Source organism: Rhodopirellula bahusiensis, assembly GCF_002727185.1.
GTDB lineage: Bacteria > Planctomycetota > Planctomycetia > Pirellulales > Pirellulaceae > Rhodopirellula > Rhodopirellula bahusiensis.
Genome location: NZ_NIZW01000022.1, coordinates 97,248 through 119,555, shown reverse-complemented (window position 1 = coordinate 119,555; position 22,308 = coordinate 97,248). Strand labels below are relative to the sequence as shown.

The window sequence follows — 22,308 nt, the reverse complement described above, 5'->3', positions numbered from 1 at the left end:
GCTCAATCGCTTCCGAGCGATCCTAATACGATGGGATAAGAAAACTCAAAACCATCTTGCTGGGCTACACATCGCTCTGGCCTATTTTGTCTACAGTAGAATCGGGGTTCTCGGATAGGTTCTAAATGAGAACACATTGCATCCAGGGTGCGTTTCGTATAATTGCGCACCATGGATGCAAAGCGATCAACGAACGTTCAACTGCCCAGTGACTCAAGGCAACTGCCTGATGACATGGAGTCTCTTCGCCGGATGGTCGCAAGCTTGCAGTCGCAAGTCGAAGAGCAAGCCCACTCGGTCCTCGAGCTGAAGAGCCACAATGACAAGCTCGAGGAAAAGAACATTGACCTCCAGCTGAAGGTCGAAAAACTGCTTCAGCAACTCTTTGGCAGACGGAGTGAACTCCGCGTCGACGGTGATGGGCAGCTGTTTCTGGATCTCGGCGATGAAGCGACTCCTGAAGTAGTCAGTGCGTTGGAAGAAGCCGTTCGGGAAGCGGAGCAGATCACCCAAGACCCTGAGGAAAAAAAACAGAAACGACGTAGCAAGCCGCCCGCCAAAAATGATCGCAAGTTCCCCGAGCACTTGCCGCGCGTTGAGCGGATCGTTGACCTTCCAGAAGATCGACGCGAGGGCTTGAAGCTAAGAGACGCTCGAGTGGATCCGACCCGAACTCCGTGTCCGCGTCAATAGGTACGCCAAATACGTTCAGTCGATTGAAAAGAATCGCACCGACGATGAGCCGGGCATCATCAGCCCCGAACGTCCTACCGGACTGGTCGCTGGGGATCGCTTCGACGCATCGATCGGTGTCGAAGTCATCGCGTGGAAGTACTTCTTTCACCTGCCGTTTTATCGCCAGCAAGACCTGTTCGCCGGCAGCGGCTGGACGCCCAGTCGTAGCACGCTGGCGAATATCGAAACCTCCGTCGAGTTCGTGTTACGCCCACTGGCCGATCACTTGCGGTCGTTTCTCAAGACAGATGCTTGCGTGGGCTGTGATGACACCGGCGTGGTGCTGATCACGCCCCAAGCGATTCCCGACTTATCCAATCATCCACGCGCTGAGCGAATCGGCGAAGTGCTTGAAAAGGCGATCGCCTCTGGCAAGCCAAGCATCCAAGCGAACTTCTGGGGCTACTACGCATCGCGTCTTCCGGTGGTCGCGTTCGACTTCACGGTCAGTCGTCACCGTGACGGCCCTGATGATGTGCTGGCGGATTATGAAGGAACGCTGATCGGCGACTGCTGGTCAGGCTTTCAAAAGATCGATGTGCGCAGCGACTCGCGAATCATGTTCGCAGCGTGCTGGGCCCATGCGCGTCGCAAGATTGACGAGTGCCGCCGTGCATTCCCGATCCAAGTGGCGAAGCTGGAATCGCTGATCCGGATGCTTTACGACATCGAAGATCAAATCAAGACTCTCGATTATGCGGAGCGACTGTCGCGGCGACAAAGCCTCTCGCGTCACGTGCTGGGCTTGATCGACGAATACCTGAAAAGCGAAACGATGAGTTCGTCCAAGGTGCTTCCCAAAAGCAATCTTGGCCAGGCGGCAGCGTACGTGCGTCGACACTGGGCGGCACTGAATCGGTTCACCGAAGACGCTCGCGTTCCGATCGACAACAACGACTGTGAGCAGTTGATGAAGCGAGTGGCGACGGGCCGCAAGAACTGGTTATTCAAAGGATCGTTGTCAGCAGGTGAGCGAGCGGCGAACTTGATGACAATCATCGGGACAGCGATCCGCAATGACTTGGACGTTCACGCGTACTTGGATGATGTGCTGCGCCGAGCACTTGATGGCGAAACCGACTGGTCAGCGCTGAGTCCAGCTGTCTGGAGAGACTCGCACCCGGAATCCATCCGCGACTACCGGCAAGACGAACGCCGACAAGCAGCCGACCGCAAGCGATCCCGACGCGCCCGCCGCCGACGACGCCTCAAAAAACAGCCGTCAACCCACCAGCCCAAATGGTCCCGGTGAACGGTTACGCTGAACCAGCACATTTCGATCCACCACGTTACAAGCCAGGTCTCTTTGATTGCGATACCAGCCCTGCGATCAACCCGAACCCGAATAGTACCCAGAAAGCGTAGTCGTATGACCAGAACACTGTGGCGATTTCGAATAGAAACGCGATCGTGAGGGTTGCGGTGGCAATGAAATAGCGATGATCGAGTGGGAAGAAATAGGTGCTCGCCGGGCGCGACAGTTGGAACGCGGTGGTTGCTGCGGCGATGAACAAGCCCGAAAATAAAACGAGTCCAACCCAGCCAAAACGTAGGCCATTGTTTAGGAATGCGTTGTCGACGATTCCGAGACGTTTCCTTACTTTTGGATCCGTTGGCAGTCCTGGCAGGTTGGCCGGCGGAAATCCTGTGCTGTTGATTGTTCCATAGCCCAATGGTCCGCCCTCGATCAATATCGGCACGTAAACCTGCAGATTGACCAAACGATTCCGAGTCCCGGTGTACACGACCTGTTGATCGTCGACGACCAACACCGCTGCTCGTTTGTGCTCATCTGCATCAGACTCAAGTAGACGAAGAAATCCATCCCAATTGCCTGCAACCAATCCCGCTAAAACGATAACGACTACTGACAGTCCCCAGGCAGCCGGGCGATAGTGCCATGCCAGTGCGAGACCGCCAGCCAGAATAAGAGTCACAATGGGTCCGCGAGACAGCGACGATGCGACACCTAAAAGGAGCACGGCTAACAGGACGGAACCGATCCATCGATTCCATTTGCCGAGTCCAGGAACCCATGCAATTTCTCGCTGCGTCATCAAAATGGCAAAGGGGACCAGGGTGAGTAGCACGTTGCTCAGAAAGATTGCGTGTCGGGTGGGGCCGCAGGCCCGGTACGCGAGCCCGTAACGCAGTTGGCCGATGAAAGTGACGAGTTCGTCACGAGGCGAAAACGCTGCCTCCCACAAATTGATCCCGGTCCAAGCTTCCGCGATACAAAACATGGAGATAGCGGCACCGATGATGCCGAAAACGGGCGCGAGTTTGAGCAAGGCATCCCGATGGAGAAATGCATATCGCCCTGCTGCGTAGGGAAGCATCCACTGGCCGTAGGCTTGGGCGGCGACTGCGAGTGGTTGCTCGCCATAGTACGTGTCGACGACGATGTGCCAGATGGTCATCGCACCAATCAAGTAATCCAGCGGTCCGAGGAACCGAAAGATCTCTCGCCATGAGTGCGTGCAATAGACCACCAGAAGCACAATCGCAGTCGCCATCGTCACGTTGATCCGAGTGCCCAGCACGACGATTTCGAACCACGTGCCCGCGAACAGCGAGGCTGCCATCCCGGCCCCCAGCGCGTAGTGCTTGCCGTGCTTCCAACCGAACCATCCTGCGAAACCGAGGGACACGGCCAGCATGATCCAAAACGCAATTTCGGGGCTGAACATGTGCAGGTGAAGGTTGAAAGAGGAAGGAAGAAAAGAGCCGCAGATGGATCGTTGCCGCCCAAAAAACTTAGGATTTCACCGGTCACCCCTTGCGGTCTAGCACGTTGACTTTGGGAGCCTTGCTAACGCTGCGGGTTAGGACGCAAATACGGGCCTGGAGCGTCCTGCTGCTGAAATTAGATCGTGTTTCGGCGGTAGGTTGCGAACAACGGTCGGTCCTGGCGAATTTGGCTGCCGGGCGGAAGGCAACCAGTTCAGCGTGACATCAATTTAGTCTGGGTCGCGATCATTTGCTGCGTTGAGAATCGCATGGAGAGCCTGCTGGCTGGTCAATCTTACTTACCAGCTTTTGATGAAAGAAGCGTACACCCAATCCGTTGCACGGTTTGTGCTTCCTTGCTGACGCTGCGGGTTATGAATAGCGAGGCAAAGATGTGCAAAACGTTGTTGCGTGGCGGGTTGCGAGCAGTCGCCCAAACCCTAGCGAGCCGCCTGGGCAAACTTTGACGGCTGTTGCAGTCGCGCCGGTTTTGAAGCTCGCAGGATGGGGGGAGTGCCAATTGGCCGTGTTTTCCTGAGTTCGCCACCGGCAATTCCCTTGACTTTCCGAAAACACCGGTAGGCGATCCCAATCACGGGCCTCGAACGAGCCACGGTGCGAGTATGAAAATGAAACGAAAACTTTTAGCGACCATGCTGCTGCTGGTCCCGTTCGGCGGTTGTGCATCGCTGGATGATTGCTGCTACGAGCACACTCAGTCGGCTCGAGCGATGGTCCAGTACGTTAAGTGCGGGAACCCAGAATCGTCGTGCTACCCGCACGACTACAAATTGGGCTGGATTGACGGTTTCTATGAAGTCTCAACCGGCGGAAGCACCTGCCCTCCGGCCGTTGCTCCATCGCGTTACTGGAAGCCGGGTCAAATCCTGAAGGAGTGTGACAACAAACGTCACGCTTACTACAGCGGTTGGCAGGACGGTGCAGCTCGCGCCGAGCAGTTCCCTGACACACACACCATTCGCATTTTTGAAACTTGCGAATGCCCGTTCCCACGATGTGAGGAACCTTGCGCCGACGGAACATGCGTCCCCTGTGGAATGCCCGCGATCGGCATGCCGGTTTCGGATGAGATGATCGAAATGGCACCTGTGCCAATGCCGACTATCGAAACAACCGATATCGAAAAGTCGTTCAGCGACTTGCAGGCAGCGGCCGCGAAAAAGAATGCAGTTCAGAACCTAGACGCCGGTGTTCTGCCAAGCGATGAAAAGGAATTCGGCAAGCAGTCGTCAACGGAAGGTTCAACCGAATCCGTGACCCGCCGTGCCGCTCCTCAACGCGAGTCAGAATTGGTTGCGAAGAAAAACGTTCGATCAATCGAAGCCAAACCGGCTTCAGCTCGGACAACGATTGTCCGTATGGCTGAGCCAATCGCTCAAGGCTTGAAGGCGACCGCTGAACTGAAAGACGCCAGTGGCAACGCGATCGCATTGCCGGCTGGATTCTTTGAAATGATCGAAACCAAACCGGTTGTCAAACTCGCCGAATAGTCGAGTTCCCGTTTTTGCAACTTTAACAACACATACATTCCTTGCATTGCGAAGGGACTCAGCAATGACCCGCTCAAAAGAATCGATTCTGAAAAGCGTGGCACAGACCGCATGCGGATTGCTTGCACTGGCTGCGATCAGCACCACTGGCTGTCACCAACACTTGGTTTCGTCAGCCGCTCACGCGGTTCCTGCCCACCGGCTCGACCCGGAACTGTTTGCTTGCTCACGTGAAGCACTGGGCCCTTTGCCCTATGCAACACTCGGGCAACCCAAACCCGCAGCTCACCGGATCGCCGCTGGCGACACGCTCAGTGTCTATGTCTTCGGAGTGTTCCCGCCCAATGAAGAAGAGACTCCAGTTCAACAACGAACTCAGGCTGTTAACCAACGCTACTATCCACCACGTGGCAGTGTCGTTGCTCCAACGACCGGTCTTCCAATTCAGGTCGATGCAGATGGTAGCATCACGCTTCCAATCATCGGTCGATTGGATGTCAATGGCCTGACGATGAATGAAGCCATTGAACGAGTTTCTTCTCGTCTGATCGAAGAAGAAGTCGTTCAAGAAGGCAAGGAACGCGTCACAGTGGACCTGCTGATTCCACGAGTGAAACGGGTCGTTGTTCTTCGCGAAGACACGCCAAGTACAGCGGTTGCTTTGGTGTCTCCGCAAGCCGTCGATGAAATTCATCGCGGTTCAGGTGAAGTGATTGACTTGCCCATTTATGAAAACGACGTCTTGCACGCTTTGGCGTCGACCGGTGGATTGCCGGGCACCGATGCGGCTCGTGAACTGTACGTGATCCGTGCAAGTGCGGGACTCAACAACAGCTTCATCAGCGGCGGCCAATTGCAGAGCATTGTTTCTGGTGGTGAAGGCGGGCAATGCAACGCAGGTGTCATTCGCATTCCGCTTGCAGGATGCCCCTGTGACAACCTACCGTTCACGCAAGAAGACGTCATCCTGGAAGAAGGCGATGTTGTCTTCATCCCACGTCGGAACGAGTACTTCATCTCCGGTGGGTTGCTACCTGGTGGACGCGTGCCGTTGCCACGTGACCAAGACGTCGACATTATCGAAGCGATCGCACTCGCCAGCGGTTCAGCCGGTGGTCCTCTCGGACGGGACGGAAGCGTTCTGGCCGGTGGAACGCCAGGTTACCTTCGCGAACCAAGCCGCGTGTTGATTCTGCGGACGCTGCCCGATGGACGACAAATGACGATCCGCTGCGACCTCGATCGTGCCATGAAGGATCCGAAAGAACGGATTCGAATTCTTCCTGATGATGTTGTGATGTTGCAACAGAAACCAGGTGGAGCGTTCTTCAACGGGTTCCTGAACTACTTCAGCGGCGATTCAATCTTGGTCGCATTCACTCGAGAATAGTGATTGCCTGATCGAAAAAGCCAAAAGGCCGCGAACAACATTTTTGTTCGCGGCCTTTTTTTGCGTTGATATCGCACCAGCAGAAAATCGATTGGAGGCTCTTGCTCGGAGGGGAACAGTTGAGGACAACTGTTCTACACTGACAGCCTGCTCTACTCTGGTTTGGGTTGCCCGTTGCTGGAAATCGTCGCTGCCTTGGGGGCAGATTGACGTGTTGTCGATGATGACGGTCGGGTGTAGTCGCTCTTGTAGTATCCGTAATAGCCACCATCGGAGTCAAATTTCTTGCCGGCTCCGAATGCATTGAGCATGCAGCCCAACATCTCACCGCCGGAACTATCGATCCGGCGAAGCGTGTTAACCACTTCATCGCGGCGAACATTGGCAACCTTGACGACCAAAATGCCACCATCCAATCGCGGCATCACGACCACGGGGTCGGAAACTGCCAGCACAGGCGGCAAGTCAACCAAGACCAAGTCGTAGTCTTCTTTCACAACCGCCAAAACTTCATCGAGTCGTTGTGATTGCAATAGTTCAGCAGGTGTTTGACTAGACGATCCCGATGTCATCACAAAGACATTGTCAGCTTCGGTCGCCTTGATTGCTTCCGGGATTTCCAAACGGCCTTCGAGGACATCGCAAAGCCCATCTTCTTTTCCGAGACTGAAATAGCGATGAGCACTTGGACGACGCAGATCGGCGTCGATGACCAATACCTTCAACCCGACTTGAGAAAACGACACCGCGAAGTTGGAAACCACGGTTGATTTACCATCGCCTTGCATGGGGCTGGTGAAGCCAATCGCACGTACGTTGCCGTTTCGAATATCGGGCAGCAGCATGGTGCGCCCCAGACGGAACGCTTCGGCGTCAGGCGAAAGCTCCGTTGCAATCAAACCCTTGATGCCCTGATTGATTGAATTCAGCTTGCCAACGCGACCGAGACTAGGCAGGCCGATCGCATCGTCCAATTCGGCAGCCGACCGGAAACGACCATCACGGACATCGTTGGCAACAGCCAGGAACAAACCAGAAAACAGCCCTAGCATCAGACCGCCTAGTCCGCAAAGTGGCAGTTTCGGCCAAGACTTTTGACCGATTCGCGGAACGGCCAAAAACTCGTAGAGATACCCGGTCAATCCGCTCGCCGTATCCAATTCTCGAAGCTGTTGCACAACGCCTTCGAACAAATCTTCTTGTCGACCGATCTTCTTTTGCAAGATCATGTCGGTGAGTTCGTACTCAATCAGTTCTTTCGCTTTTGTTTCAGCATCGGCCGCGAGATAGGTCAGTTCTTTGCGACGTTCGGAAAGTGCCGCCAAATCGTGATTCAAGAAACCCACATAAGCCTTCAACAATCCTTCAGGCGTAAGAGCACTATCGCCGAACATTTCGGCGGGGCTGGTGAGTTCTTTCTGGTCTTGCAAGAATTCCTTGACCAGCGTGATCTCACTTTCCAGCTCTTGCACCTTCGGGTGGCCCGGCCCAAACACCGACGTCAGTCGTTGTTTTTCACTATTGAGTTGGAGCAAATGAGTGATTTGCGTTCGAGCTTCCTCCATTTTGGCCGGCATCGCAGCTTTGAATTCAGCCGTGTTAGCTGAGTTCATTTGCAGGCCAGCAAAGACACCAAGACGCTCCAAGCTATCACTGTCAATTAGAGCAAGCTTGTCGAGTTGATCGATTGGATCTGTCGACTCATCCATTTCTTTCAGGGTCTCATCCACTCGAGTCAAACGAGTTTTTACCGTTGACTCTTGAATATCGAGATCCAGCAATTCGTCTTGCAATCGGCGATAGCGATCCTGGTAGATATTGCTGCTGCCTTCGCCTTGAAAAAACAACGGAGCTTCCTGACGAGCTTTCAAGTGTTCTTGCTCAGCGGCAACCAACTCGGCTTCAACTTCCGTCTTTGCCTTGTTGACCATCTCATTCGCACGGCCCATCACTTGTTCGACCTGGTCGATGATGAATTGCTCGTAGCGTTTCATCACGGCGGTTAAGATCAGCTTCGCATCATCAGGTTCCGTATGCGTGAACGTGATGTTGAGACTTCGAGCCGTCTTGGCGGAACCATCTCCACCTTTGACAATGGAAAGTTGATCGATGACATAGTCGATCGCATCCGTTTTCTCATCCAGGTGAGATTCGATAGAAGGCAAATCCACTAACTCGGTTTGCTCCAAGGCCTCACCGACAATCATTCGGCTTTGAATCAACTCCATATGGTTGGCGAGAATGTCCTCATCAACCATGTCAGTACCGGTACTATTGCCACCCAAACCAGCACTCTTCTGGTTGATCAGAACCTTGGCGTTGGACTCGTACCAAACCTGAGCGTTCAGTGCGTAGGCAACACCTGCCGCGAGGCCTGCGATCGACAGAAACGCGATCAGCCACCGTTGCCGGCTCAAAATCTGTAGAACATCCAGCGTTTCTTCCCCGTCAGACGTTGAGCTAGATGGGCCGCGGGCGGGAAGTCGGTTGGTCGGTTTGGCAGACTCAGCCATAGATTGTTTCTCGAGATCGATCGATTGTGGACCGCAGGGATTCAGGTACTCCCCCTACCGTGACAAACCGATGTTCACTTGCGCTCTCGATATCGTCAAGCGAAAAAGCGTTTTTGCCCGCTTTTCCCGTGCGAAGTGCTGTCAATGTGACAGCACCTTAGAACCAAAGCCCGGACAACCCCTGCGATCCGCACGAACGACCAATCCAGATCAGCGATGATCCACAAAGCGTTTCGATTTCCCCTCCGATCGCGGTAGCGATCCCATTGGCACCGACGTGATCTCGACTCGCAATGCCAACCGCTCACGAAACGCATTTTGCAGTTCCCGTAGATCTCCCAAGCTCCCATTCGTCGATTCCAACTTCGCCGCAGATTCAATGTCGATCGAAAGTTGGTCCAAGTGTTCCCGACGAGTCGCGATCATCCGAAACTCGGCTTCGGGCATTGTCTGACGAATGATGGCTTCGATGCTGGCGGGGAAGACGTTGACGCCACGGATGACCAGCATGTCGTCCGCCCGCCCAATCACGCCGCCGTCTAGTTTGACGAACTGGCATTCCAACCCGTGATCCCAAACCGGTCGAACGATATCACCGGTTCGATAACGAACAATTGGTCCACCAACGCGTCCCAAGTTGGTCATCACCAATTCCGATTCTTCACCCGGCTCCGCGAAACGCACGGCCCGGTCTTCTTCGTCAAACACCACAAACTCAGCGATGAACTCAGACTCGATGATGTGCAATCCACGATCGTCAGCGGTCGGAAATCCCCACGCTCCGAGCTCACTTGCACCAGCATGATCGATTACACGTGCCCCCCAAGGCTCTTCGATCGCACGACGGATCTCAGGAACGCTTCCACCCGGCTCACCAGCGACGATCAATCTGGAAACGCTGCTGCCTTTCAAATCGATCCCATGCTCATTCGCAACAGAAGCCAAGTGCATCGCGTACGTCGGCGTGCAACACACCACGGTGCACTCACGATCCAGCATCATCTGCAAACGAGCTGATGAAGACAGACCACCACCGGGAACGACGAGGCACCCTCGCTGCACCAATGCATCGTTGGCAGTCCAAAACCCGATGAACGGGCCGAACGAAAACGCCATCATGACCGTGTCAGCGGGCGTGACATCAGCTGCATCCAAAACGTACTGCCAACAATTCAACCACCAACGCCAATCATCAGACGTGTCAAAGATGGGCATCGGCCAGCCGCGTGAACCGCTGGTCTGATGAGCTCGCGAATAAGCTTGCCGAGGTTGAGTGAACAGCTTGGATGGATCCTCCCGAGAATCACCCAGCAAGTCGGACTTGTTCAAAAACGGCAACGATTCGAACGATTCCCAATCACGTAAATCTGGCGTCGCAGCAATTGTCTCTTGATAGAGCGGATGCCTTGATTCCTTCAGCCGCTGCCAAACTCGTTGCAACCGAGCCCATTGATGTTGGCGAAGGGGCTCGCGATCCATCGAGCGGAATTCAGGTCGAGAAAGTTCCATGAAGATGTTCGTCGTGATGCAGCAGCACTGCGGCCGCAAATGGGGGAAACAAACTAAACCGCCGCCGAGTGGACCAGCATAGCAAGGTCGTGCATCAGGATAGATGACGGTAGACTGGGCGTAGAGAGGAGCGATCCGAATCGCAGCTTCGACAAGTGAAGCCTCCGACATCATTGAACGTCTCACCAGTCACGGCATGCCGTCATCCATGGACGAAAAGATTGAGCCCGTGCTTGCGGTGGTTGGCCATCCCGTTGCCGGCAATCCAACCCAATTCGCTCTCGAGAGTGCACTCGAACAAGCCAATGTGGATTGCCGTGTCTTGTCGTTCGATCTCAACCCGAAGCAGTTGCCCATCGCTCTGGAGGGTATGCACGCGATGAGTTTTCGTGGTGTTTGGATCGACGCCAGTTGCCGGGGTCAGATTTCGCGAAACGCTGACTTCGCCAGCAAGCTGGGCATCACGGCAACCGATCCGTCGCATCCCCCGGAGGCGCTTCGAAGTTCGCCAGAATCCAAATCGGAGAATGAAAGCAACTCTCATTGGCAAGCGATCTCGGTCCGAGAACAAACCTGGACCCAGTTGATTCGCACGCAGTTGGAATTGGGTGGTTTTTCCGTCCAGCAGGTGCTCATCATCTGTTCCGATGCAGATGTTCGCAAACAACTCGCACAAAGACTGGTCTCTGAAAATCAGCTCGTCACGACAGAGGCGATGCAAACCAGTCCACCGGACAAAGACGCTCCTTCGAAACGGATCGACCCAGATTGTCCATCGGAAACTGATGCACAAATCGAATCGACGGTCGACCGCATCGTGATGGTCACATCACCGGAACAGATCACGACAACCTCACTCGCGAATGTTTGGTTAGCGGTGGACGGTCCTGCATCCGAAATCATCGATGCGTTTCGCAGCTCGACCACTCCACCGGGAACCGTGTTGGTGGATCTGAACGAGAACTGGGACGCAAGCGACATCAGCGAATGGGAACGCTGCAAAATGGATGCGGGCAGCAACTGCATCACACGCTGGGACATCCACGCTGCCTGCTTGGCGAAAGTCGTTCCTCAGTGGCTTGGTGCCGAAGTGCAGGTGGATGTTCTTCGCGAGGCCATGGAAGAGTACTTGTCCGTTTAAAGGTTCCGATGGAAAAGCAATTGACCTCTCGCCTGACTCTGCAAGACACCCACATCGTGGAAACGATTGCAAAGCTGCAACGTCGCATCAGCGAGCGGTTCCCCGATTCAGGACTCCAGCATTTGTGCGGAGAATTGCTGGAAGTTGGACGCAGTGCTTCTCAGCGATCGCAGGAAATCGGCCGCCCGATTCGACACATACGATTCGCAAGCTATCTGCTGCTCGCGGGGTTGATCGGCTCCTTGATCGTGCTGATTTTCTCCATCGCACAACCCGCCACGACGGACTTGTCCAGCGATGACATGAAGTTGCCCAACTTGATCGCGATGGCGGATTCGTCCAGCCAAGTGATGCTGCTGCTCAGTGCGGGCATCTATTTTTTGATCTCGCTGGAAACGCGACTGAAACGGCGCCGCGCTTTGACTGCCATTCACGAGTTGCGATCGATGTGCCACATCATCGACATGCATCAACTCACAAAGGATCCCGAGCGGGTGCTATCCAACTTCCGCGGCACCGACAACTCACCGCGGCAGAAGATGACACCGCTGGAACTGAACCGCTACCTCGACTATTGCAGTGAGATGCTGTCGTTGACCGGCAAGATCGCTGCTCTCTACGTCAAGAACTTCGACGATCCGGCCTCGGTCGCGGCCGTCAGCGAAGTCGAACAGCTCTCCACCGGTTTGTCGCGAAAAATCTGGCAGAAAATCATGATCCTCAACCAGTCCGTTGGAATCTCAACGCCGACACGCAACCCCAACCCACAGTGACCATGCCGTCCGCCAAAAACCCAAGTTCAAAGAAGATTCAAAAGCAACTGCTCGATGCTGCGAGCGAGCTTGCCGATGGAGTTGACCAGCTTCAATTCGACGAACCAGTCACACACGTTTACAACCCTCTGCGATATGCATGGGGACTTCATGAACAATACGTCCGACAAATCGGAGCCAACGCTCACGTTTTGTTCCTCGGTATGAACCCAGGTCCATGGGGCATGGCACAAACGGGAGTTCCCTTCGGTGAAATCAATTCCGTCGTTCAGTGGATGGGACTGAAAGGCGAAGTCGAACGACCAGACAACGAGCATCCCAAACGCCCCGTCGAAGGATTGAACTGTTCGCGAAGCGAAGTCAGCGGACGCCGGTTGTGGGGATTGGTCGCTGAAAAGTACCCCAACCCCTCCAAGTTCTTCGAGAACTATTTCGTCGCGAATTACTGCCCGCTCGTGTTCATGGAAGCGGGCGGAAAGAATCGAACCCCGGACAAGTTGCTCGCCGACGAACGAGAGGCTTTGCAGGCCATCTGCGATGTGCATTTGAAAAAGGTCATTGCAGCGGCACAGTGGACAGACTTGGTCGGTGTGGGTGCGTTCGCAGAAAACTGCCTCAAACGAGTCGTGAAGTCGATGGAGCAAGATGCTGACTCCGCGACGGCGAAGAAATCCGCTAGCAAAACGAGCGCAGCCAAAGCCTCACCGGCGATCCATCGAATTCTGCATCCAAGTCCCGCTTCCCCTGCGGCAAACAAAGATTGGGCCGGCAAAGTGACCCGCCAACTGATGGATGCCCACATTTGGTGAAGCAGCCGAAACAGCCCATCGACTGAACCAAAGTTGCAAATTTCACGTGATCATCGGTCAAATGAGTCTGTTAAACTGACGACAGATTGACCGGAGAGCCGCACAGGAACCCCTCTGCGGAGAAAGCACTCGCATGGGGCAACGATTTGTTGGATTCAGTCTCGCAGTATCGCCGTCGCACTCGGCTGACCGCAATTGCCGTCGGCACTATGATCGGACTTTTGGCGGTTCTCCTCAATTTGCCTTGGCGATATACCCAGATCAGCGAACGTTGGATGGGCGAGCCATTCGCGCTTGTACAGCGTGTTCCAGTTGTGGATGCGGATCAGATCACTCGAGCGGGTTGGCCTTGGCGATACCAAGTCGTGATCGACGAAGGTCCAGAAGGATCATCGCGAAATCCCACCAGCAATGCTCTCGCAGCACACACGCTTGCCAAACACTCGCCACAGTATTGGTCGAGCTGGGCCTTGCTCGCTGACATTGTTTTCGCTTCCGCTCTGGTTTATCTCGCGTTTCGGCTTTGGTGTTGGCGAGGAGAACGCATCGCGGTATCTGAAACGCCCGAACGCACCCGACGAAAGTTCGACATCGCGGTCGCGTCGGCTTGCTTCCTGATGCCGGCCAGTTTGATCTTCACCAGCAACTGGACCGCCAAGAAACACTTGGCAAGCATCGACTCATTGAAATCGCGTGGCGGCTATCAGTTCACTTTTGAAGCACCCCAGTTTTTGAAGAAGAGGATTCCCGTCCAGCTTCACCCGTACTTCCTGCGACTTCGTACGTTGGAGCTGTATTCGCCAGACCAAGATGATGTGCAAAAACTCATTCGAACCAAGACGCTGCGATCCGTTCTGATCTCCGATGGCCATTTGGATGAGCACACGTTGGATCCACTCCGTCATGCCACGGAACTAGCCAGTCTGACGCTGAGCCAGTCTCCGGTCTCAAGCGAGATCTGCGAAGACATTCGAGCCTGTGAACGGCTGATGCATCTCAGTTTGGACAAATGCCAACTGAATTCTCAGATGGCGAAGCCAATCAACGAGATGGACAAGCTGCAATACGTTGATCTACGGAGAAACCCGCTGAAGCTGGAATCCATCTCCAAGCCAAAATGGTCGGCCACCTGTCGAACGTTGATGTTGAGCCGTCCAAAACCGGGCGAGTCGGCGCATCTCAGTATCTATCAGTGGCCCAACCTCAAACGTCTCTCCATTCGCAATTCGATTCGAATTTTCAACGATGCGACTCTCAAATTGTCACTGACCGATCTGCCGTCACTGACTGAAATTGCACTCGATCGGTCGCAAAAGCATTCGCTTCACGCGAAGAATCTTCCCCGATTCCGGCGGATCCTGGAGCCGGTCGACCTGATGCTGCTATACGGTCGAAACGACAATCTTCACGGACTCACGCGGTTCGAAAGCGTCGACCTGCAAGATGTCCCCAACCTTCGTCGGCTGGAGTGTTTCGCGGCCGATCTGAAGGAACTTCATTTGTCGGAAGTCGGTCGTCTGAAAGAGATTTACCTGGGCGTCTACAGCTATGACTCGCAAGGTCAGATCACGACCGGCGTCAACACAATTGCGGGTGACGAAGCTTGGCTGAAGCAGATCGCTCAGACGCCGTCGCTAACCAAGGTCGATATTGCTGGGGTTCACTTCCCGGCCAAATCTCTCGAACAACTCTCAACACTTGCCTATTTGAAACAGCTGAACATTCAAAAAGGTGACATCGAGTACACTGATTTGGATTGGATTCTTCATCTGCAGAAGCTGCAATCTCTCGGCATCCGTGATTGTCGCATCACTGCCGAGTGGCTTCAGAATTGTCTGGCAAAGCTGCCGCAATTGAGAAGCGTGCACGCCGACCTTTCTGATTTGGATCAGCTGACGATCGCTGAGAATCAAAGCTTGATTTCGCTGGATCACTTCGAGGTTTCCAAGATGAATCGATTGGAACTGAGAAGTCTTCCCCGTCTTCGTGGTTCCATTCAAATTCGCGGCGACATCAAAGACGTGCGACTGAAGGATCTTCCGCTTCTCGACGAACTGTTGATCGAAAGCCCGTGGCCTCAACAAGCCAGCCTGGAAGGATTGACCAACCTCCGTTACTTCGGTGGTGGCGGTCCCCAACTCAACGATGACGTTATCGATCAACTGCTGCAATTCAAACGGCTCGACCACATCGTGCTGGCGTATCCAAACATCTCAACCGACCGGCTTCAGGCGTTGGGACAGTACAGATATCTAACCGGACTGGAGATTCCCGGTTGTCGCGTGGACGATGAAGTGGCGTCTTACTGGTCCAAACTTCTTCGACTGCGAGTCGCGAATTTCGATGACACTGAGGTCTCAGCAAGAACGTTCCAGTGGTTGCATGGGATACCGTCCCTGCGCCGGCTGTCGATCGCTCGGGTTCCTCTCAACGCTGATGCACGACGCATTGTCAGCACGCTGTATCAGTTGTCTTCACTGAATTTAAGCGGAGTCGACTTCCCGCCTGAGGACCTGGAACGACTGGTCGCCGAAGGCAACCTCGAGGCACTTGACCTCGGTGGCTGCAAACTCAGTGAGTCGCATCTCAACATTCTGGCAAATTCCAAAACGCTACGTCGAGTGGTCCTGAAAGACTGCGACTTGGAGCCCAAACAAATTGCTGATTTGCTTCGAACGAACCCTCAACTGACATTGGATTTGGGCATTCACGATCAAACATTCTTTGTCAACTTTGCACCACCGTATCGCACACGTTTGATCGGTTGCCACGTACGCAATCGGCAAATTGTAAAACCAACGCGTCGGCCACATGTCTTGATGGGCCCCGTGGATCTGATGACCCTCGAGGACTCGCAGTTCCCGGACGATTCGAGCGAAATGACATCCGAAGACAACGCGATCGAGCCGCAGCTTGCATCGAACATCGCCGACTCAGCAGCCGAGAGTGAAGAACGGAGACACATCGTTGTGGATTTAGCTGAGTTCCGGATGCAGTCCGAAAGAGCATTCTCAACCGAACTGTTTCGTGCCGCCAATGAATTGACGGCCAACAAATAGCCGATGGAAGAGGCAAGTTGAATAATGAACTTGCCATACGTGGAAGGGTCTCATCGGTCTTCGTTTCGCTGCTTTGTTCACGCAGCCGTGGTGGGTTGCTTCTGCCGAGAAGCCAAACCGCCGAGGACAATCGATCCTCCGACCAGCAACGAAAAACCGCCCAGGATCGTGAGTCCGGTTGCTGCCAAACGCTCTTTGAGTTTTAGGTCCGCGATGGCCGTTTCAAAGACTCGTCTATCGTCCGGTTCAATTCGAATCAGAACCGCTTTTTCGAACTGTGTTTCGTCGCCAACCAGGACGTTGCCTTCGTAGCGACGCACGACCAATTCGTCACGGATCCAATCGATGTCCATTGGGATCATCTCGGGATGGGTCGCCCATTCTTGATTCGCCACCAGTTCATCGACATAGCTCTGAACAGCGCCGCGAGCGTAGACACCGACGAGTTCGTCGGCTTCTTCGATGGAACCACTTGGCCCCGAAGTCACGACCACGCTGTATTCCTTGCCATCGTCTGTGATCGGTTCGTCGATCCAACCGGGACGATCATCGGGATAGATCAAATGCGAAAGTGGTGCGACGCTGAGTTCAGCGGTTTCGCCTTCCGTTTGCTTTGCCTCAATTTTGATTTCGTCATCAGCAAAGCAACGGCTCGCATTTGAAAAATTCACACCAGGCAATCCGCCCAGCAAGACCATCGCCAGTGCGATGGATGTCCATCGGTATTCAGACTGTTGAGATTGCATCAGATTTCACCCAAGGAGCTGACAATTGTGTCATCACGATCACGCCGCCGGCAATCAACATGCCTGCCGGCTGCGGAACCGGAACGATTTGATGCACGACCCATTCACCGACGACCGCAACGGTGACTGCCCACAAACTCAAACGAACGCGACGCAGTGGATCGACAGGTTTCCACATGCGAAGCAGTGCGAACAACAATGCAAAGTGGCCCATCATTGCGGCGGCTTTTGGCACACCGGATTCCAGATAAAACGAAACCGGAAGCACCGTTGCGTCAATGTCTCTGCCCAATCCCTCATCCATCGGCACCATCAGGAAATGGCCAAGCACAAACGCGAGCAAGCCAACGCAGGCACCCCAGGAAGAGGACACCAGTCGACGCACCAACCCTTCGCCTTCACTGCCTTCCCAGAATTTGCCAATGCCCAGCAACCCAAAAGCACCCAACCAGATCACCAAGGCCATCCAGACATAGGGAGCCAGAGCCATCGGCGTGAACGGCGTGCTTCGCATCCCGATCACGGAACTGAGCAACAACAGCACACCGGCGACAATCATTGAGGTCATACCCGAAGTCGCCCATTCAGCCGAACGCGACAACCGGGTCCGATCTGACAGACCGGTCCTCAACAACGATCGAACTTGAGCCTTCGTCATGACGTTCTTTCCTGACGGACGAACATTCGCGGCAGCATGCACGGCGGGGTCGCCCTGCGGCACGCCTCGCGAATCCGTCGACGTGGGCGAATACGAAGTGGGTTCGGACAGTTGCAACACGACGTGACGAATCACGTAGTAAGGAACGTAGAAAAACCCAACCATCGACAGCACCGGCAACAACCAGTGCGTGTTGATCAACAGAATCGCGACGGCGGAGATAGCCAGGACCAGTTTGATTCCGGGCGACGTTTCCAGTGCTCGCCACCAAGCCCGTGCGTCGGAAAAACTATTGCGTACCGCTCGAGCGATTGGTTCTTCCCCGGCCGACGAACTCAAAACCATGGACGCACCGCCTGCGTTGGGCGAAGCCACCCCGGCGGTCTCAACCATGGGATCGACGTGACGGTTTTTCTTTGGGTAGAAGCAGAATGTTTCGCCGCTGGATTCATGCGAATCAGAAGCAACCACTTCCGCCAAAACGGGCGTCTCGTCCGTTGGCATCGAAGCCAGCGAAAGCATTTCGGCCACATCACGAGGACGTTTGCGAGGATCCTTTTGCAAGCATCGATGAATTACGTTTCGATATTGATTCGGGACACGCGACAAATCGGGTGAGTCGGTCAAGTGTTTGACGATGATCTCCTGAGGAGTCTCACCATCAAACGGCAAATCGCCGGTCAGCATCTCAAACAAGATCACGCCGAGCGCGTACAAGTCAATTTCTTGACCGTACTGCCCACGACCGATCTCGGGCGCCATGTAGTGGAACGTTCCGATGCTCTCGGTGTGACCGCTTCGGTGCGACGCGGAGATGAATTTGCTGAGCCCGTAGTCGCCGACTTTGACGATGCCATTGTCGTCGAACAGGTTGCCGGGCTTGATGTCACGGTGAACCAAACCGGCCGAGTGCAAATGGGCAACGCCGGCTGCGGCTCCCGCGAACCAGTGGCGTGCCTGAGATTCGAACATGCCGCTGGGCAACACGTTGCGAGAATCGGAGGCGGCCGTTTTAGCAGCCGCGTCCAACACCTCTCGCAAGTTGGGTCCGGCGACATATTCCATCACCACCCAAGTTTGGTCGTCGGCATCCCGACACACGTCGTGAAGCGACACCAAGTTTTGGTGTTTGAGGTTCAGACAGTGAGAAACGCCGCGCAGTTCGACTTCCAGATTTCGCTGGATGCGTTTCAGAGCCACTTCCTTGCCCGCTTGGCTGACCGCGAAATACACCTCTCCAAATCCGCCCACGCCGATGCCACGACGAATCGTGTATCGGTCCAGGACCAGATCGTTTGGAGAGTGGGTGAATTTCATCGGACGAGAAGATGGCATGGGGTTCGAGTAGTCTGCGGGAAGTTCCATTGTATCGGCCAAAGCACTCATCGCATGCCTTTTCATCAAGACGAGAACGTTCCGTCAGGTTCACTCGGACGGTCACACGGGGAGCCCGATGCTCCCCGTGCCAAAGGAATCACAGCGAGGAATTGCTGCTTTCTTCTTCCAACTGAATCGAAACGTAGGCCTGATCTTCGCCGCCATCCAGCTTTTGCATGTAGGCGGTGACATCATCGAGCAGATTTTCGTCCGAAGGTTCGTCCAAGTTGATCTCGCCGAAGTATTCGACGTCGACCTTCATGGTTTCCTCTTCCACATCAATTCGCGTGGCGATGTCGTCCAGCAAACGTCGCGTGTCCGACAAAGCGCTGTCGTCGAGGTGCAGTTGCGTGCTGGTTTGGGCCACACGGAGGGCACCCAAACGAGCCTGCAGGTTTTCGACTTCGACTTCTAGCTGGCGTTTGGCGTCCAACATTGCGTCCATCCGCTCAGAAGCGGCAGAGAGCGAGGCTTCGCGAGCAGCCAGCATCTGACGGAGTTTTTCCGAAGTTTGCTGACGCGTCTGGAATCGTTTGAACCGATTTCCCAGATCCGATTTCACTTGGGCCGATGTGTAAGTGACGCCGCCGTAGGAGTATACGGAGCTTTCATCTCGCAAATCATTCGTCAGTCGTTCGATGTCGGTTTTGGCCTTCGTCAACCTTTCGTCGGTCGTCGACAACTCACGTTGCAATCGAACCACTTCCGTTTTTTCCTGAGCGATTCGGCGAGCGTTTTGTTGTATTTCCGGCTTCAGATCAACGATCAGTTGGCGAGCGCGATTCAGTTCCCATTCCAAAGGCACAGCGTCGCTGGCGGAATTGGTCATGTACGACCACCCGCAACGAGCGTAGCTGCCGATCGGAGTGGCGATGGTCAAACCAGACAACAAGGTGGCAGCGGTTCCTGCCAGCACGAGTTTTTTAAGCATAGTTGTTCTCCTGAGAAAACATTTCGTGGGATTTCGGGGCGGAGTCAGTGCCGCATCACCGTGTTCTTCGTTCCAGGCAGTCGGGTCTTGGCAAACGGGCGCAAAAAAACCGAAAAACCCACAAACCGGGTGAATTTCAGTGACCTGCGACGGGTCAACTCCGTAGAAACACTTGTCGCAGACCAGCGAATTCCACTTCTCTTTGCGTGATTCCGAAGCGTTTTCATCGCGTTCGACGTAGGTTTTCAGTAAACCACATTGATCATTCGGCCCTGATTTTGCCGAACCTTATCCTGGGTGAAGCCATCTGGAATGGTCCTGGGGAAACAACCATGTCAACTTCATCGCCAACACCGAATCCGTCTGAATGGGTGCCGTCTGATACCGGCTCACCACGGCATGAAATCCAGTGCCTTGACTGGGGACGGATCACGGCTCTCTTCGATTCTGAATCCGTCAACGCCGCGATTGGCGACTGGATCGACACCGATCTTTCCGACATGGAAACGCGATTGGTTGCGTTTCAATCGCACGGTTCCGTTCTGCGTGGTCTCAAAGACTCACGATAGGTTTATCGCGGCTTTTGAAACCACGAGAAATGGATTGAAATTTCGCGACGTCTTGCCGCGATTGGCTTGGCCATCATGCTGACTTTTTGCTACTGTCAGCTCACTTCGGCACTTTTCATGATGGCCGGGAAACGAATTTGTCCGATTGGTTACTCGGATTGTTCGGGTTGTAGTTGAGTCGAACACAGGATTGGCTGCTGCACACCAAGTCAGTCGATGCTGATTGACGCAGACCTTTGGATCGCCCTCCCGTGGCGTTCCTCCCACTCAATGCCTGACCCACAAGCAGCAAGGAAGCTGAGATGAACACACCTCGTCGTCAATTCTTGGGACTCGCCGGCGGACTGCTGGCCGGTGGACTCTCTCAAACGAATCTCTTTGGGCAAGACCCTCAGTGGACGAAACCAGTCCACCGGGTTGCCAACGCCGCCCTGTCCTCGCAAAAAGCTGACGCCACCGCAGGGGTCAGCTCCGCGAAAGCCGATTTGGTTCGTGGCCTGGATATGGCTCGTCAATCGCTGACGCGATCCAAGACAGAAGTGAAGGACTACACGGCGCTTCTGGTCAAACGGGAACGCATCGGTGACAGCGTTGGCGATCACGAATACATGCGAATCAAGGTTCGCAATCGCAAAGAGGCGAATGGTCGTTTGGTGCAACCATTCAGCGTTTACCTGGCATTCGTGAAGCCCACCTCGGTGAAGGGTCGCGAAGTCATTTACGTCGAGAATCAGAACAACGGCAACATTGTTGCTCACGAAGGTGGCTTCAAGGGTCGCTTCCTTCCCACCGTCTCGATTCCGCCGACCGGCATGCTAGCAATGCGTGGCCAGCGATATCCGATGACCGAGATCGGTGTCGAGAACATGATCTTGAAACTGATCGAACGAGGCGAGAAGGCTCTTCAGTTCGAAGACGTTCACGCTGAGATTCGCAAAGAGGCTCGCCTGCAAAACCGTCCTTGCACCGTCCTGCAGTTGACCCAGCCCACCCGACGCCCCGATGCGGAATTCCACACCGCTCAGGTATTCATGGACAATGAACTGAACATGCCGATTCGCTACATCGCCCACGATTGGCCGACCGCTGCCGGCGGACGTGGCGAAGTGATTGAGGAATACAACTACCTCAATCTGGAAGTCAACGTAGGACTGACGGACAAGGATTTCGATCCCTACAACAAAGACTACAACTTCCACTCTTGAGTGGGATATCCGCACAAATGCGGATCGATTGCAAACGAAATCCAGTGCGGGGAATTCCGCGGAACAGACATTGCATACTTAGAAGTACACTACTCTGTTTCGTTTCCTCGCGCTGCGTGTTTTCGCGTTGCCCATTCTCGCACCGCTTTTTATGGCGGTGCATTGTTCGCGGAGTCTGATCATGACGTCCTACCCTCGCCCCGCATCACTCGCCGTGACTTCGATCGCGGTTGCAGGCATCGGCTTGGTTTCGTTTTTCTTCATCGGTTGCAACGTCCCAAACAACCCTGGGCCGACCGTGAATGTCCCTGCCGAGGCCATCCAACAGGCGGTCGGTTCGGTGGACGATCAGAACTTGGTGCTCGTCAAATTTGGAGCGGTATGGTGTGGCCCCTGTCGGGAAGTCGACAAAGAATTGGCCTCGCTCGAACCAACCCTTCCTGAGCAAGTCCGTGTGGTCAAAATTGATGTCAACGAGCAACCCGAAGTGGCATCCAAATTTGGGATCGAAGGCATTCCGCGAATGTTCCTCGTCCGAAATGGGCAAGTCTTGGCTGACGAAGTTGGATATCGCTCGGAATCTGAACTGCGCAGCTGGGTGGCCAGCTACCAGTGATCTCCCTGGATTCAACTATCTGAAACGATTGCGGCT

At 54.5% G+C, this 22,308-nt stretch carries 17 protein-coding genes and 1 pseudogene; 12 read left to right on the top strand and 6 right to left on the bottom strand.

What is annotated here, in order from left to right:
- From CEE69_RS24200 to tnpC, 3 genes and pseudogenes are all read left to right on the top strand, one after another.
- Positions 1-118: pseudogene (locus CEE69_RS24200) on the top strand (IS5/IS1182 family transposase); the annotation flags it as partial.
- Positions 119-171: 53 nt separating this feature from the next.
- The gene (locus CEE69_RS24195; protein WP_099263174.1) at positions 172-693 is read left to right on the top strand and encodes an IS66 family transposase; all 522 of its coding nucleotides are present in this window, start codon (positions 172-174) and stop codon (positions 691-693) included.
- Entirely contained in the window at positions 662-1,987 is a 1,326-nt protein-coding gene (gene tnpC, locus CEE69_RS24190) for an IS66 family transposase (protein WP_315852542.1), read from the top strand. The genes CEE69_RS24195 and tnpC overlap by 32 nt, the downstream gene beginning before the upstream one ends.
- A 37-nt stretch (positions 1,988-2,024) precedes the next feature.
- On the opposite strand, the gene CEE69_RS24185 is transcribed toward tnpC, so the two are convergent.
- Positions 2,025-3,425, bottom strand: coding sequence for an O-antigen ligase family protein (locus tag CEE69_RS24185; RefSeq protein WP_099263172.1), 1,401 nt, complete (start codon positions 3,423-3,425; stop codon positions 2,025-2,027).
- 669 nt (positions 3,426-4,094) lie between these two features.
- Here CEE69_RS24185 and CEE69_RS24180 point away from each other — a divergent pair.
- Both CEE69_RS24180 and CEE69_RS24175 read left to right on the top strand, forming a co-directional pair.
- Positions 4,095-4,976, top strand: a complete 882-nt coding sequence (locus CEE69_RS24180; RefSeq protein ID WP_233215582.1) for a hypothetical protein — start codon at positions 4,095-4,097, stop codon at positions 4,974-4,976.
- Positions 4,977-5,040: 64 nt separating this feature from the next.
- On the top strand, positions 5,041-6,366 hold the full coding sequence (locus CEE69_RS24175; RefSeq protein WP_099263170.1) for a polysaccharide biosynthesis/export family protein: 1,326 nt from the start codon (positions 5,041-5,043) through the stop codon (positions 6,364-6,366).
- Between the two features lie 152 nt (positions 6,367-6,518).
- Here CEE69_RS24175 and CEE69_RS24170 read toward each other — a convergent pair whose 3' ends face one another.
- Positions 6,519-8,879, bottom strand: a complete 2,361-nt coding sequence (locus CEE69_RS24170; protein WP_099263169.1) for a polysaccharide biosynthesis tyrosine autokinase — start codon at positions 8,877-8,879, stop codon at positions 6,519-6,521.
- Positions 8,880-9,089: 210 nt separating this feature from the next.
- On the bottom strand, positions 9,090-10,388 hold the full coding sequence (locus CEE69_RS24165) for a phenylacetate--CoA ligase (RefSeq protein WP_099263188.1): 1,299 nt from the start codon (positions 10,386-10,388) through the stop codon (positions 9,090-9,092).
- Between the two features lie 196 nt (positions 10,389-10,584).
- On the opposite strand from CEE69_RS24165, the gene CEE69_RS24160 reads away from it, so the two are divergent.
- From CEE69_RS24160 to CEE69_RS24145, 4 genes are all read left to right on the top strand, one after another.
- Positions 10,585-11,529: a shikimate dehydrogenase gene (locus CEE69_RS24160; protein WP_233215581.1), complete on the top strand. Its 945-nt coding sequence runs from the start codon at positions 10,585-10,587 to the stop codon at positions 11,527-11,529.
- An 8-nt stretch (positions 11,530-11,537) separates the two neighbouring features.
- Positions 11,538-12,302: a hypothetical protein gene (locus CEE69_RS24155; protein WP_099263167.1), complete on the top strand. Its 765-nt coding sequence runs from the start codon at positions 11,538-11,540 to the stop codon at positions 12,300-12,302.
- Between the two features lie 2 nt (positions 12,303-12,304).
- Positions 12,305-13,111, top strand: a complete 807-nt coding sequence (locus CEE69_RS24150) for a uracil-DNA glycosylase family protein (protein ID WP_099263187.1) — start codon at positions 12,305-12,307, stop codon at positions 13,109-13,111.
- Between the two features lie 146 nt (positions 13,112-13,257).
- Positions 13,258-16,170 (top strand): leucine-rich repeat domain-containing protein, encoded by a 2,913-nt coding sequence (locus CEE69_RS24145; protein ID WP_099263186.1) that lies wholly within the window; start codon positions 13,258-13,260, stop codon positions 16,168-16,170.
- 77 nt (positions 16,171-16,247) lie between these two features.
- Here the strand turns inward: CEE69_RS24145 and CEE69_RS24140 are convergent, their stop codons facing one another.
- The 3 genes from CEE69_RS24140 to CEE69_RS24130 form a co-directional block, all read right to left on the bottom strand.
- A complete protein-coding gene (locus CEE69_RS24140) occupies positions 16,248-16,916 on the bottom strand; it encodes a hypothetical protein (protein WP_099263166.1) in 669 nt (222 codons plus the stop codon).
- A complete protein-coding gene (locus CEE69_RS24135; protein WP_099263165.1) occupies positions 16,897-18,975 on the bottom strand; it encodes a serine/threonine-protein kinase in 2,079 nt (692 codons plus the stop codon). The genes CEE69_RS24140 and CEE69_RS24135 overlap by 20 nt, the downstream gene beginning before the upstream one ends.
- Before the next feature lie 73 nt (positions 18,976-19,048).
- Positions 19,049-19,882: a hypothetical protein gene (locus CEE69_RS24130; RefSeq protein ID WP_099263164.1), complete on the bottom strand. Its 834-nt coding sequence runs from the start codon at positions 19,880-19,882 to the stop codon at positions 19,049-19,051.
- Positions 19,883-20,214: 332 nt separating this feature from the next.
- Here CEE69_RS24130 and CEE69_RS24125 point away from each other — a divergent pair, with 332 nt between their 5' ends.
- The 3 genes from CEE69_RS24125 (at position 20,215) to CEE69_RS24115 (ending at position 22,272) form a co-directional block, all read left to right on the top strand.
- Complete coding sequence (locus CEE69_RS24125) at positions 20,215-20,451, top strand: hypothetical protein (RefSeq protein ID WP_099263185.1); 237 nt, start codon at positions 20,215-20,217, stop codon at positions 20,449-20,451.
- 302 nt (positions 20,452-20,753) lie between these two features.
- A complete protein-coding gene (locus CEE69_RS24120; RefSeq protein ID WP_099263163.1) occupies positions 20,754-21,656 on the top strand; it encodes a DUF1571 domain-containing protein in 903 nt (300 codons plus the stop codon).
- A gap of 181 nt (positions 21,657-21,837) precedes the next feature.
- Positions 21,838-22,272, top strand: coding sequence for a thioredoxin family protein (locus CEE69_RS24115; RefSeq protein ID WP_233215579.1), 435 nt, complete (start codon positions 21,838-21,840; stop codon positions 22,270-22,272).
- Positions 22,273-22,308 lie beyond the last annotated feature (36 nt).

Coding starts and splice junctions, on each gene's coding strand:
- CEE69_RS24160 (WP_233215581.1), top strand. CDS start 10,585: ATGCCGTCATCCATGGACGAAAAGATTGAGCCCGTGCTTGCGGTGGTT.
- CEE69_RS24165 (WP_099263188.1), bottom strand. CDS start 10,388: ATGGAACTTTCTCGACCTGAATTCCGCTCGATGGATCGCGAGCCCCTT.
- CEE69_RS24180 (WP_233215582.1), top strand. CDS start 4,095: ATGAAACGAAAACTTTTAGCGACCATGCTGCTGCTGGTCCCGTTCGGC.
- CEE69_RS24115 (WP_233215579.1), top strand. CDS start 21,838: ATGACGTCCTACCCTCGCCCCGCATCACTCGCCGTGACTTCGATCGCG.
- CEE69_RS24185 (WP_099263172.1), bottom strand. CDS start 3,425: ATGTTCAGCCCCGAAATTGCGTTTTGGATCATGCTGGCCGTGTCCCTC.
- CEE69_RS24150 (WP_099263187.1), top strand. CDS start 12,305: ATGCCGTCCGCCAAAAACCCAAGTTCAAAGAAGATTCAAAAGCAACTG.
- CEE69_RS24170 (WP_099263169.1), bottom strand. CDS start 8,879: ATGGCTGAGTCTGCCAAACCGACCAACCGACTTCCCGCCCGCGGCCCA.
- CEE69_RS24125 (WP_099263185.1), top strand. CDS start 20,215: ATGTCAACTTCATCGCCAACACCGAATCCGTCTGAATGGGTGCCGTCT.
- CEE69_RS24120 (WP_099263163.1), top strand. CDS start 20,754: ATGAACACACCTCGTCGTCAATTCTTGGGACTCGCCGGCGGACTGCTG.
- CEE69_RS24130 (WP_099263164.1), bottom strand. CDS start 19,882: ATGCTTAAAAAACTCGTGCTGGCAGGAACCGCTGCCACCTTGTTGTCT.
- CEE69_RS24140 (WP_099263166.1), bottom strand. CDS start 16,916: ATGCAATCTCAACAGTCTGAATACCGATGGACATCCATCGCACTGGCG.
- CEE69_RS24195 (WP_099263174.1), top strand. CDS start 172: ATGGATGCAAAGCGATCAACGAACGTTCAACTGCCCAGTGACTCAAGG.
- CEE69_RS24135 (WP_099263165.1), bottom strand. CDS start 18,975: ATGAAAAGGCATGCGATGAGTGCTTTGGCCGATACAATGGAACTTCCC.
- CEE69_RS24175 (WP_099263170.1), top strand. CDS start 5,041: ATGACCCGCTCAAAAGAATCGATTCTGAAAAGCGTGGCACAGACCGCA.
- CEE69_RS24155 (WP_099263167.1), top strand. CDS start 11,538: ATGGAAAAGCAATTGACCTCTCGCCTGACTCTGCAAGACACCCACATC.